Origin of the sequence: Maribacter litoralis (assembly GCF_003075045.1) — a bacterium.
GTDB classification, from domain to species: Bacteria; Bacteroidota; Bacteroidia; order Flavobacteriales; family Flavobacteriaceae; genus Maribacter; species Maribacter litoralis.
Genome location: NZ_QCZD01000002.1, coordinates 323,094 through 336,489 on the forward strand (window position 1 = coordinate 323,094; position 13,396 = coordinate 336,489).

Sequence of the window (13,396 nt, forward strand, 5' to 3'; positions counted from 1 at the left end):
ATCAACTACTCAATGAATTCAAAATTAATTTTAGCATTAGATCAGGGCACAACTTCTTCACGTGCCATTTTATTTAATCATAACGGAGAAATAGTAAGGGTTTCGCAAAAACCTTTCGAACAGATTTTTCCGAAGCCGGGTTGGGTAGAACATGATCCCAATGAAATTTGGTCTTCTCAAATATCGGTAGCGGCTGAGGTTATTGCCCAACAAGGCATTACAGGAGATAATGTGGCTGCAATTGGTATTACCAATCAACGCGAAACCGTGGTGGTTTGGGACCGTGAGACAAGTGAACCTATTTATAATGCAATTGTTTGGCAAGATAGAAGAACAGCCAAATATTGTGATGAGCTAAAGGATGCCGGACATATAGATGTAATAAAAAAGAAAACCGGCTTGGTTATCGATGCTTATTTTTCGGCGACCAAGCTAAAATGGATTCTTGACAATGTGGAAGGAGCTAGAGAAAAGGCAGAAGCCGGTAAACTGTGTTTTGGTACGGTAGATACTTGGCTAATATGGAAACTTACCCGTGGTAAAATGTTTATTACCGATGTGTCTAACGCAAGTAGAACCATGTTGTATAATATTCACACCTTAGAATGGGATGACGAGTTGTTGAACTTGTTCAATATACCAAAAGCCCTACTGCCAGAAGTTAAAGAAAGCAGTGAAGTTTATGGTACTACGGCTACTACATTGTTTTCTACTAAAATCCCTATAGCAGGTATTGCAGGTGATCAGCAAGCAGCCCTGTTCGGGCAAATGTGTACCAAGCCAGGTATGGTCAAAAACACCTATGGTACGGGCTGTTTTCTGCTTATGAATACCGGAGATAAAGCGGTGTATTCCGAGAATAATCTTTTGACCACCATTGGATGGAAAATTAACGGAGAAATAACCTATGCCCTTGAGGGCAGCGTATTTGTAGGTGGAGCAGCCATACAATGGTTGCGCGACGGAGCTAAAATGGTAAAAACAGCACCGGGAATAAATCATTTGGCAGAAACAGTAGAGGATAACGGAGGTGTATATTTTGTTCCGGCATTGACCGGTTTGGGTGCTCCGCATTGGGATCAATATGCACGTGGTGCCATGTTGGGTATTACCCGTGGTACTACAGATGCCCATATTGCAAGAGCTACTATTGAAGGTGTTGCTTTTCAGGTGTACGATATTGTAAAAGCTATGGAAGCGGACGCTGGTGAAGAGAGCATTGAACTACGTGTAGACGGTGGTGCCAGTGCCAGTAATTTATTAATGCAAATACAGTCTGATTTATTCGGATTTAAGATTATTAGACCTAAGACATTAGAGACTACTGCAATGGGTGCTGCTTACCTGGCAGGTTTGGCGGTTGGTTATTGGGACAGTATAGATGACATACAATCACAGTGGAGTATAGATAAAGAATTTTATCCAGAAGCTCCTAAAGAGAAAGTGGAAAATATGCTCTATTACTGGAACAAGGCGGTTAAATGCGCACAGCATTGGATCGAAGAATAACTAACTAACAACCAACTTAAATTATGTCAATTTTTATAGCAGAATTATTGGGCACCATGCTACTCATTCTTTTGGGTAATGGTGTCGTGGCCAATGTGGTCTTGAAAGATAACAAAGGAAACGGTTCGGGGTGGATCGTAATTACAACGGGCTGGGCCCTAGCAGTATTCGTAGGTGTGGTAGTCGCAGGGCCGTATAGCGGGGCACATTTAAATCCTGCAGTTACAATTGCTTTAGCGGTCGCCGGTAAAATATCATGGGATATTGTGCCGGAATATTTGGCAGGAGAACTGATCGGTGCCATGCTCGGTGCGTTTTTGGTATGGTTGTTTTATAAAGATCATTTTAAAATTACCGATGATGAAGGGGGTAAGTTGGCTTGTTTTAGTACGGGGCCAGCAATAAAGAATACCTTTTCTAATTTGATCAGTGAAATTATAGGCACTTTCGTTCTGGTCTTTGTCATATTTTATTTCGCCGGTCCTGAGCTTGATATTATTGGCGATGTAGATTCGCGGGCAATTATCGGTTTGGGGTCTATTGGTGCGTTACCCGTAGCATTTCTTGTATGGGTAATCGGCTTATCATTGGGTGGTACCACAGGTTATGCCATCAACCCCGCCCGAGATTTGGGACCACGGATCATGCACGCGCTACTTCCGGTAAAAGGTAATAGTGATTGGGGTTATGCTTGGATTCCTGTTGTGGGACCTATTATTGGGTGTCTATTGGCTGCTTTTCTTTATCTGGTCCTATAGCATTTTAAAACTGCCATTCTAATTTATCATGACCAATTTTATAAATATTTCCGAAACCGTTTAGTGGACTATTAGAAAATTATTTTAGTTCATTAATGTTATTAAATCTTTTGTTGTCAGTTAATTTTCTTTCTCTTGAAAAATAAAAATCACTTGTTTTCCAATCAATAAATGGACAATAATCTAATTTATCAGAATTGATTAATTCGCCTAAATTCTCTGATTTTGTTCAATTACCTAAACTATCTTTACGGCTTATATACAAATTTCCTCCACCAAAAACATCAGGTCATGTAAATGAACTAAATATAATCAGGTTTTCTTCTAGATTCACATAGGCATTAATCCCATATGAACTTGTATTTATTTCAATAGGTAATGGTTTGGGAGATTGAAATTTACCATTCGTTAATATAGATATATAAATATCTTCTCTTCCTATGCCATCATTCCTTGTCGCTGTAAAAACAAATTTCCCTTATTACTCAATGAAGGGAAAAATTCTGCGTTTTCGGTATTAACAATTGAATCTAACGCTATAGGTTCAGACCATTTACCTTTAATACGATTACTATACCAAATATTGTAATCAGTTTTTGTTTCATCAACATATATAGGTCTATTTGACGCAAAATATAGCCGATTTCCATCGGTACTATAATATGGTTCAATATCTTGATATTCTCATGATATTTTTAAAATTTAGGGATCTGTCCAATTTCCATTTTCCTTGGTTAGGGAAACGCGACATCTTCTAATTTGTTTATAGTCACCTAACGTATAGATAAGTTCATCACCTTGAAATGAAATGGCCTTATCTCTTTCATATAAAGGGGGAAAAAACTTTATTTTTTCCAAATAGCGTTAAACGTTCTGCTATAGTATTAAGGTCTACGGAATATGTTTTTAGTTGTTCGGTAGAAGTGTGAATTTAATAGAATAAAGGGGTAGTACATATATTAGCCTGAATTGCATTTTGCGAATTTAAATGACTTATAATAGATAATTCGGATCAGTATAAACTAAATATATTTGTTTTATTATTGGAAGATGAAGTAAATCTGAATAATGCTAATTGATAAAGATGAGTTTTTGTGAATAGTTTATATAGGATTTATAATTTTTTTATAAATCCTATATTATCAATTACTACAACTCCTGTATCATTTTTGTCAAAAATAAATTTTATATTCTCTATTTGAGTCAGGTTTAAACTTGGATTAAACTTTAAATATTCCTTTATTGGGAAATAAAAAGTTTGAAATACTTTTTCTGATTGACTGCTATTGTTAAAAAAATCTGATTTCATAAGTTTAACTTCAATTTCCTCCTGAAGAAACGAAAATTCACATAAAGGGAATGAAATATTTTGACCATCAGTATCGGTTAATTGAATAGTAAAATTTATTAGTTCATTAACTTCTACATTGTTTTGTATATTATCTTTTTTTTTCTTTTGCTTTGCTGTTTTGTCGGTTATTATTTCTTGTGTAATTTTAATTGCTGATTCTTTGGATTCTGCCATGGAAAATACTAACGCAGTAGTGGAATCGATTTCCATTGAAGGAAAATTAATATTATAGCTAGCAATCAGGGAATCAGGGATTGATTCAAATGCGATATTTACGTCGTTATAATTCCAACCAAGAAAAAGAGCCTTGCTTCCCTTTTTTTGCCATTTAAGTTGAATTTCTTGTTCACGCCAGACAGATAAGTTTTTGGTGTTGATTATTCCGTCAGTACATGTGGTAGTTGAAACATCAAAATCTTCATCAAAATTGCTAATTACCTGTAAGTTTGAATCTTCGAATTGGTTCAGAAAAATAGTTTCAGGTAACCACTTACTGCCCTTCCTTGCATCTACAAATAAAGGCAAATACTCTTTTTTGTTTTTTAATGTAATGTCTATGAATGCACTAATATAGACCTGGGTAATTTTCTTTTGATTTTCTGAAGTGATCAGTTGATTGAGGTTAAGTAGCCCTGTAAAAGGATTATCTGTATCATTTTCCCCCCAACTTTCATTAAATTGACCATGATTTGCTCCATAAATATAAAGTCCGGCTTTAAAATGATAAAGACTGTCCTTAAAGGATATTCGTTCATATTGTTGAGAACCCATATAAGAGCTGACATCTGCGTCATGTGATCCATGTATAACAAAATAATTAATATCCTCTAAATAAGTTTTACTATTTCCTGGTTTATACTGACCATCTACGGGTGCGATTGCGGCAATTGATTTAATATTATAATTGTAATTAAACTTAACAGTAGCATCATCAGGATAGTAAGGTAATTTGTTAAATAATGCAGCATGTGCAACGGCTTCACCTCCTCTTGAATGACCTATTAAAGCTAAGTTTGAAGTATCTAATTTTTTATAAAATGGATTATCTTTCATATTGTTCCAATTGTGCCATACTTTTAAATGCTCTAACAAAATCCATCCACGTGCATCATTTTCATTGGTTAAACCCCCAATTTTATTTGACCATGATTCATTTAAAAAATTTTCGTCAACCGACGCAACGATAATTCCTTTGGACGCAAGCAATTCTCCAAGATAATTATAGCCAGAATCAGAATAGTCTTGCATATCGTGATTTCCATGGACGATAAGTGTTAAAGGAAAAGGTCCTATGCCTTCTGGATACCAAACACGTGCATTTATTGGCAAAGATTTAGAATCGAAACCGAAATGGTTTTTGCGCCACCAGCCTCCAAATCCAGTCCAATTATTTATGAAGGGCGTACCATTAACAGCTTCTGTTTTAATGTCAACTTCAATTCCGAATTCTGATTGATTTAAATCTTTACCACTACCATAAGTTAATTTTTTAACTAAGAATGAACCTTCTTTAGACGGGGATATAGCATTTATATGTTGGATATTTATCTTAGATGATTTTGACGCATTATTTAGTTGGTTCACATGAAAACCATCTTGGAAATATAAAACTCCTAATCCGGTTAGTCCACCAAATCCTAATAGTAATCCAAAAGCAGTGATTGTTTTTTTTGTTTTTGATAAGCTTTGGAATTTAGTTCTTTTTAAAATCAAGATGACAGCTCCGCAGAGCGAAGTAAAAAAAAGAATTAATACAGGAGCAATCAAAGTAAAACTCATAAAACTTAACAAAGGAAAAGATATTAAAACTGCCAAAAAGTACTTAGATGGAATCTTGTTTAGAACTATTAGGGACCATTTAATTAATACAGAAAAAATCATCGTAGTAAAAACAATGATTAGACTTATCAAGAATATCCAAGGATCATTAAGTTTTTTATAAATGTTTATAGAATAGATAGTCCATAAAACGGCTGTTATAATTAATATACCTACTGAAGCACCTTTTATAGCAGTCTTTCCAAGTGTTGTAGCTTTTAATCGGAAACTAATCCACTTTAAAATTGAATTATAAATTTTCAGCATTGTACAATTTTAATTTTTATAATATTAGTGGCATGGTCTATATACTAGTAGTTTTTTTATTGTCATTGTGACATTTTTTATTTAACAAATAAGATCTATGCTCTAGTTGTAAATTGAAAAATATAATGAGAACTGTCATTTTTTGAGAAATCTATAAGATTATTAATATTAAGTTTTCAAATTTAATACTTGGGAGTTTTTTATTGAATTCAATACATCTATATTATTAAATAGCTATAGTTCTATTTATCTATAGCGATTTTAATAACCCACCATCTATAGGAATATTGGTGCCCGTAATATAGGCTGCATTGTCTGAAGCTAAAAAAGCAGCTAGAAAGCCGTATTCTTCAGGTTCACCAATTCTTTTTACTGCTACCCTAGATTCCATTTCATTGAGGACTTCGCTTTGGTCTATGCCAAGTTGTTCAGCTTTCTTCGCATTTAATTGTGCTATACGGTTCGTATTAAAATATCCTGTTAATACACTATTTACCGTAATATTATGCTTACCGACATCTGTAGCTAAAGTTTTTGCCCAGGTTACTACTGCCGCTCGTATAGAATTGGATAAGGCCAAGTAAGCTAAAGGCTCTTTTACAGAAACCGATGCCACATTGATAATTCGCCCCCAATTATTTTCCATCATCGATTTTAACGCCAGTTCTGTGGTGAATACCACGGTCTTGAATAAAAGGTCAAATGCATTTTGGTAGTCGTCTATATTTTTTTCGGTGGCACTACCAGCAGCAGGTCCTTGGGTATTATTCACCAAAATATCAACTGAATTGTTTTCAAAATAGGCGCTGATTACTTTTTTGTAGTCTTTGAAGTTACTAAAATCTACAGCCAAATATTGGAGTTGTTGACCTTGATCTGTTGGTAGTTCATTTACGATATGATGAAGTTTCTCCTCACTATGGGACATTAAGGTAACGCTGGCTCCACTAGCTGCAAGTTGTTGGGCAATTGCTTTTCCGATACCACCGCTACTACCACCTACCAATGCTTTTCTATTTTTTAAAGATATATTCATTTCTTATGTTTTAAGATTAGGTAACTGTGCGTAGCTTTTGTTAACAACCATCCTCTACCTGTATTCTTCTCTTGTAGGGCTAAAAACATCTAATAATTTACATGGGGTCAAGGCAATGCCACTATGTTTTTTATGCGGGGCAATGACCACAATGTCGCCCGGGTAGTATATTTGGGTGTCACCATCTAGGGTAAATTGAAATTCACCTTCCATAACATGCATTATCTGCTCGTTCATATGAGCGTGTTCAGGTACTTCGGCACCTTTTTCCACATCCCAAAATGCCATACTCATATGCTCGGAATGCACCAATTTACCGTGTAGCCCGGGCATTATTTCTTTTGAGGTAATAGTTGTAAGATTCAATTTCATAATACCTTTGGTTTAAAAACTAAAGATACTGGAAACACTTACAATTTTAAAAAGCTCTTATAAAAAATTTACTAGGGTGTAAAATCTGAATTTGTTGGTTATTTGCTCTCATAGTTCCAACCTACCACAATAAATTCGCAACGTCGGTTCCACTCATGATCTTCTTCTGAACATGCATTTTCGGTTGGGCAAACAACTATTGGTTTAGATTCGCCATATCCTTTTGAAACTATTCTGCCAGAATCAATGCCGTTTTTAATCAAATAGTCTTTTGCTGAATCTGCACGTTTTTGAGACAGTCCTTTGTTATAGCCGCTATTACCTCTAATATCGGTATGTGTGCCAATCTCTATGATCATACCAGGATTCTTTTTCATGACATCTATAACGGTCTGTAAACGTTCTCTAGATTCTCGACGTAAGTACCACAGGCTATAATCAAAGTGAATTTCTTCGGTTTTTATTATGGTTCGGTCAGTTTCTTTTACCAATGCTTCTTCGGTCTGTATGGCATCTTCCACTTTCTTTGCCAATGCTTTTTCAGATTCCGCTTTTTTGGCTATCCTCTCTTGCTCAATACGTTTCGCCTTTTCGGCAGATTGTTTTGCTGCAAGAGCTGCTGCTTTTTTGTCGGCTACCAATTTTTTAATGGCTTCTTGTTCTGCCCTAAGTTTTTCTGCTTCTTGTTTTTGTTGTAATACTAATGCCGCTGCTTTTTCCTTTTCTTTTAAGGAATATAAGTTCATCGATGCATCATGTTCTGCACTCCTTTCTTTTGTACTACGGATAGATTTTGAATTGCCCTCATAACCATCTTTAGTCGCTTTCACTTTATAAAACGTTGCACAGTCAATATTAAAATCGAACGCTCCATTTTGTTTTGTAATGCAGGTAGATATCACCTCATTTTTTGGGTTTATTAAAGTTACCGTTGCATTTGCTAAGGGAAGGGTAGTGGTACGATCCGTTATAATTCCAGTAATGAATTGATGACAATCTTCTATTACTAATTCTTTTGTTTCTTTAAAACTGTAGATATCATCACTTCCTTTACCAGACGGTCTATTACTTGCAAAATAGCCAGATGTGTTATCGGTATTCAATACATATGAGAAGTCATCATAACCACTGTTTACTGGTAAACCTAAATTATCCGGTTGCTGAAATGTCCCGTTCTCTTTTTTAGAGATAAAGACATCTAAGAGCCCGAAACCCGGGTGACCGTTAGATGAAAAATAAAGAGAATTATCCGACGAGATAAAAGGGAACTGTTCCTTCTTATCCGTGTTTATGATACTGCCTAAATTTACGGGTGTGCTAAATGTATTATCTGCCTGTATATTCACTTCATAAATATCAAAAGAACCAAATCCGCCAGGTCTATCCGAAGAGAAATATAATTTTGTGCCATCTGCATTCAAAGCCGGGTGTTCATTAGAAAAATCATCGCTGTTAAATGGCAGTTCTATAATGTTTCTCCATTCCCCATCTACCAAATTGGCACTGTAAATTTTTAAATTGGAAACTTTTTTATCGTCTGTTTTTCGTTTTCCGCTATTCGAGTTGTTACGTGTAAAGTACATGGTATTACCGTCAGCTGAAACTGTAAATGCTCCCTCATGTAGTTTTGTATTTATTTGTTTTGATAGACTAGTACTTAGACTGTCACCATATTGTTCTTTATCGATGGCATGGGTGTAAATATCTAAGTAATGCTGATTGTTCCATCTATAGGTTTTGGCGGTAGCGTTTTTGTGCGTTGCGGTATACCAAAGCGTATTGCGCACTTGCATTGCTCCAAATTCTGATGTTGTCGTATTCAGCTTGCTGTTTTCTATGGCAAAACGGTCACCGATAGCGCTTACATTTTCTAGATAAGTTATGTCCTTTCTTAGTTGCTGTAAACGGGAGACATTTTCCTCTTTTGTATAATAATCTATAAGTATATTATTTGCCTCTTCATACTCACCAATAGCTTTCAAAGATTGGTTCAGTCTAAAATAGTATAGCTCGTTAACCGTGTCGCCATAATTTGAAATTAAATAACGATACCAGCGAGCTGCAGATTTTAAGTCGAAGGTATGGTAGTAACTGTCTGCCAAATTTTTTATTACCTGACTACTTTTATTGCTAGGTAAGGCTGTTTCATATAAAGCTATGGCATCTGCATAGTAAGATTTTTCAAAAAGGTCGTTGGCACGCTTTAGATCTTGCTGTGTCCACCCTGTTTGAAATACACCGATAAATAAGATGAGATATAGTTGTAACTTTTTCATTTTAGTAGAATCTAGGAGATTTGTCATAACCTTTTTTAAGTCCCCAAAGGTCTAGGTCGAACAACACGAATATCTCGTGAGATCCATTATTGAAAGCACCCAAATTTGATAAGGTGTAATCATAGGCATAGCCAATTCGTAATGATGGTATCACCGCTATATTGAACATAGCATTTACCGAATCATCTAAGCGATACGAAACACCGCCTTCAAATCGGTTATTGAATAGAGCATTAAAAGAAACGTCTGCCGTAATGGGTGCGCCAGAAACCATTTTTGTTAAAATGGAAGGTTTTAGTTTTAGATTGGAATTCACATCAAAAACATAGCCTGCCATACCGAAAAGATGAATTTCTTCTGATCCTATTCTGGTAATGCCGTCTTTATTATCCAAATGTTTTGAGGTTAATAAATTAGGAATGGATAACCCTGCATAAAATTTATCTCTGTTGTAAAATGCTCCAATACCAATGTTAGGGTAAGTATTGTTCATATTCTCATTGAAAGCGGGGTCATCTTGAACCTCTGGTAGTCTGAATCCGTTAAAGTTGGTCTCAAACGTAGTGATACCTCCTTTTAGCCCCAAACTTAAATTGCTCTGTTCATTTAGTTTTAAAATATAGGCGAAGTCTACGTATATATTGTTTTCTTTCAAAGAACCGTCACCAATATCATCTGAAATGATAGATGCACCCATTTCAATTTTTTCTGAAAGGGGAGTGTGGGCAAAAAAGGTTAGGGTCTTTGGTGCGCCCACGGCATTTTCCCATTGGGTTCTGTATAATGTACCAAAATTGAGCATGCCCGGTTCATTTGTGGTATACGCAGGGTTTACCACGTTCATGTTATACATGTACTGTGTATACTGCGGATCTTGTTGTCCTTGCAGTTTCATTAAGAACAAAAGCATAACTATGCAGATGCCCCAAGTTGTGTTTGTAATTTTTTTATGCATGGGTTATCTGTTTAAGTATAAGCGACCTTGAATAGGTTCTGCATTGTCCTTATTGTAATTTATGATATAGAAATAGACTCCGTTCGGTGCTGTGACAGAACCATTTCTACCATTCCAAGCGGGGTTGTTTATGTCTCCTTTGAACAATGACGTACCGTATCTATTCAATATTTCTAATGTGAAATTCGGGAATATGGTTTCTATGTTCGGTATGAAAAACGTATCGTTTCTACCATCGTCATTCGGTGAGAACCCATCTGGAATAAAAAAGTCATAATTCTCGGGGTCGCAATCACTAAAATCAATGGTCACAGGGACCCTTGTAGCAGAAGAGCATCCGGTAAGCAGATTGTAATTTTCTGCGTAGTAAGTAGTATTCTGTATTAGAAGAGCATCATCTGTCAACGCGGTACCGTCAGTTTCTGTCATAAACCAATGTACATCGTTGTCGGTTTCATTTTCCAAAATACGAAGGGCCGCAATCGTAGGGTTATCCAGTCCGCAGACCTGTAACATATCCGATGATAACGATGTAGGAGCAACGGTAATTACTGTTGGTGTTACTTCTAAGCGATTAGTACTGGTACAACCATTGTTGTTAGTTGCTGCAAAATACGATTGATTGTCAACCAATACGGTTGATGCATCCAATTCACTTCCGCCTGTAGCTGCATCGAACCAAGTAACCGAACTGCCAGTAGAAACATCAATAGCTATATTCGCCAATGTCGGAATCGCTTCGGCACAAAACTGCGGATTTACAGTACTCGCTGTAGGTGCATTAGGGTCACTAAAACTAACCGTAATTTGAACGCGATCGGTACCTTCACAATTTGTTAGAGGGTCGCTATTGGTTACAAAATAATCTTCACCGTCGACCAATGCCGTCGAAATAGGCAAGATGCTGTAATCGGTTTCTGTATCGTAGAATAATAAATCGCCGTCAGCAGTAACCTCAATGTCCATTAAGGTAGGTGAGCCCGGGTAGTTACTCAAACAAAATATTTGACTGGCATCTGCCTGTGGAGCTTCTGGCACACCGCCTCTGGAGAAATTTTCACTTTCTTCGAACTCAAAATCTAATCGGCAAGGGGTAGTGTCGTTTTGTATACTGCGTACGCTCGCCGTGTAATTACCGATCGGTAAGGCATCTACATCTATTTGATAAGCAGCGGTACCGCCCGTAAAGTTGATCGTATTTGTAGTTAATACGGTATTGGAACCTAATTCAGTTACGTCGTAGGTTATCGTGTATGTTCCGTTTGGCAAAATTGGCGCATCGACTAAAACATCAATTTGTGTAGCATCACAATTATTGTCCACAATGAGGTCTAATTGAATAGCATCGGGTAACGGTGTAACGTTAATCGTATTAGCTAATGGACAGTTTGTTGCAAACGTATCTGATATTGATGGGCGAACTTCATATTCCCCACCATTTAAAAAATTGCTACCAGGTATGGAAAACGTAGCATTACCGTTCGTGAACTCTAATTCGAAGGACGCTGAAGTTGTAGTACTGGCATCTGGTTGTGTTAATTCATAAGTTGTTGTAAAATTACCGTTCGCTAAATTTCCGTCAGCATCAAGAATATCAATAACCTGCACCGTGGCTTCAGTCTGTACACAAATATCTTGTACTACCGTAGTTGAACTAGCCACTATAAAAGTGGTAGGAGGAACCACTACCGTAGGGCATACATCACGTATAGGCGTAACACCTGTTAATGCCGTTATTTCAAGAGTAACCGTTTCATTTAAAGGTACTAACTCAGGGTCAATGATAAAATTTCCGCTACCATCAGATAATGCTGTAGCTGAAACTCCATCAACACCATTAACGGTATACCCAATTAAAAATGAGCCATTATGTAAAAGGGTAGGGTCGTAAACCAAGTCAACCACATAATCTTGTCCAAAACAAATGTTATCTGCGGCAATGTCACCGTCTAAAACAGGTAAAATATCTATAACAACAGATACTTCTCTTTTTTCACAAACAGGATGAGATGGGTAAACAGTATAGGTAAACGTGAATGAATGGTACCCAAAATTGTCATATAATTCTTGAATATTGATAACAGAATCGTTGAGGTCACTTAGTTGGTTGGTGCCATCTTCTGTCCATGTTCCATTGGGGTCTTCACCTGTCAACTGTCCGTTAAGGTCAAAATTGGTATATGCTGAAAAATCGTCGTTTGCACAGAAAGTAACACTGTTTGCAAAACCGGCATTTGGTGGTGGGTGTACTTCTAAAACTACCGTAGCCGTTCTGCCTACACATGTATTTACATCGGGTACGGTGTATGTAAAAATATAAATTCCCGGTCCCGCGGCTTGTGCATCGAATATATTATCTTCTAATTGACCTGTAAAGGTGCTTGGGTCTTCTTCCCAAAGACCATTGAAATCTTGTACTTTTCCATCGACATTACTGCCAAGAAATCCGTGGAGGTTTACGTTACTGTCATCACCGCAGGCATTGGCACTACCATCTATATTATCTTCGCCAGGATATCCACCAAGCTCAATGGTTACCGTAGCACTTTGGTTACAATCTGTGTTGGTATATACAAAAGAATGCGTACCGTAATTATTGATACGCCACAGATCTACGATACCTGTACTTTGGTTTAAAGCATAAAAATTTTCAGGATTTGTTGTGGCCCATGTACCACCTGTAATAGGTGATCCACCAAGTTGTGCAAATAGGTCGAAGTTTCGATATGCACTATCGGCATCTTTTTCACAAATTTCAATAGTTGCGTTTTCACCGGCACATTGTGCCTGAATAAAGTTTGAAATACCGATTAAGAAAAACAAAAAGGTAAAGAGCCTAAGTTTTGTATTATTCATTCATAGGGGGTTGGTTGCAGTATGCATTTTGATACGGGCTAAGATATTTTTGTTAACATTTGTAAGAAATTATATGTTGTAAAAGCATTAAAATGTAAGGTGAATACTACTAAATTTGATAAGAACTGTTAAAATTTATCGTTTTTCATCGATATAAACGTTGGTTATTAATGGCTTTATAGCTTTCTTACACGGTGT

At 36.5% G+C, this 13,396-nt stretch carries 8 protein-coding genes; 2 read left to right on the plus strand and 6 right to left on the minus strand.

What is annotated here, in order from left to right; translation table 11 throughout:
• Nucleotides 1–12 precede the first annotated feature (12 nt).
• Together glpK and DCS95_RS08650 are read left to right on the plus strand one after the other, a co-directional pair.
• Nucleotides 13–1,509, plus strand: coding sequence for a glycerol kinase GlpK (glpK, locus tag DCS95_RS08645; protein ID WP_116770405.1), 1,497 nt, complete (start codon nucleotides 13–15; stop codon nucleotides 1,507–1,509).
• A gap of 23 nt (nucleotides 1,510–1,532) precedes the next feature.
• Entirely contained in the window at nucleotides 1,533–2,267 is a 735-nt protein-coding gene (locus DCS95_RS08650; RefSeq protein ID WP_116770406.1) for an MIP/aquaporin family protein, read from the plus strand.
• 1,114 nt (nucleotides 2,268–3,381) lie between these two features.
• Here DCS95_RS08650 and DCS95_RS08660 read toward each other — a convergent pair.
• The 6 genes from DCS95_RS08660 to DCS95_RS08690 form a co-directional block, all read right to left on the minus strand.
• A complete protein-coding gene (locus DCS95_RS08660) occupies nucleotides 3,382–5,703 on the minus strand; it encodes an alpha/beta hydrolase family protein (protein WP_164674155.1) in 2,322 nt (773 codons plus the stop codon).
• A gap of 250 nt (nucleotides 5,704–5,953) precedes the next feature.
• Nucleotides 5,954–6,739: an SDR family oxidoreductase gene (locus DCS95_RS08670; protein WP_116770409.1), complete on the minus strand. Its 786-nt coding sequence runs from the start codon at nucleotides 6,737–6,739 to the stop codon at nucleotides 5,954–5,956.
• 54 nt (nucleotides 6,740–6,793) lie between these two features.
• Nucleotides 6,794–7,111 (minus strand): cupin domain-containing protein, encoded by a 318-nt coding sequence (locus DCS95_RS08675; RefSeq protein WP_116770410.1) that lies wholly within the window; start codon nucleotides 7,109–7,111, stop codon nucleotides 6,794–6,796.
• 98 nt (nucleotides 7,112–7,209) lie between these two features.
• Nucleotides 7,210–9,387 carry an OmpA family protein gene (locus DCS95_RS08680; RefSeq protein WP_116770923.1) on the minus strand — a complete coding sequence of 726 codons (2,178 nt, stop codon included), beginning with the start codon at nucleotides 9,385–9,387 and terminating at the stop codon, nucleotides 7,210–7,212.
• Between the two features lies 1 nt (nucleotide 9,388).
• The gene (locus tag DCS95_RS08685; RefSeq protein WP_116770411.1) at nucleotides 9,389–10,342 is read right to left on the minus strand and encodes a PorP/SprF family type IX secretion system membrane protein; all 954 of its coding nucleotides are present in this window, start codon (nucleotides 10,340–10,342) and stop codon (nucleotides 9,389–9,391) included.
• Nucleotides 10,343–10,345: 3 nt separating this feature from the next.
• Entirely contained in the window at nucleotides 10,346–13,198 is a 2,853-nt protein-coding gene (locus DCS95_RS08690; RefSeq protein WP_116770412.1) for a T9SS type B sorting domain-containing protein, read from the minus strand.
• Between the last annotated feature and the right edge of the window lie 198 nt (nucleotides 13,199–13,396).

Coding starts and splice junctions, on each gene's coding strand:
- DCS95_RS08680 (WP_116770923.1), bottom strand. CDS start 9,387: ATGAAAAAGTTACAACTATATCTCATCTTATTTATCGGTGTATTTCAA.
- DCS95_RS08675 (WP_116770410.1), bottom strand. CDS start 7,111: ATGAAATTGAATCTTACAACTATTACCTCAAAAGAAATAATGCCCGGG.
- DCS95_RS08660 (WP_164674155.1), bottom strand. CDS start 5,703: ATGCTGAAAATTTATAATTCAATTTTAAAGTGGATTAGTTTCCGATTA.
- DCS95_RS08670 (WP_116770409.1), bottom strand. CDS start 6,739: ATGAATATATCTTTAAAAAATAGAAAAGCATTGGTAGGTGGTAGTAGC.
- DCS95_RS08650 (WP_116770406.1), top strand. CDS start 1,533: ATGTCAATTTTTATAGCAGAATTATTGGGCACCATGCTACTCATTCTT.
- DCS95_RS08685 (WP_116770411.1), bottom strand. CDS start 10,342: ATGCATAAAAAAATTACAAACACAACTTGGGGCATCTGCATAGTTATG.
- glpK (WP_116770405.1), top strand. CDS start 13: ATGAATTCAAAATTAATTTTAGCATTAGATCAGGGCACAACTTCTTCA.
- DCS95_RS08690 (WP_116770412.1), bottom strand. CDS start 13,198: ATGAATAATACAAAACTTAGGCTCTTTACCTTTTTGTTTTTCTTAATC.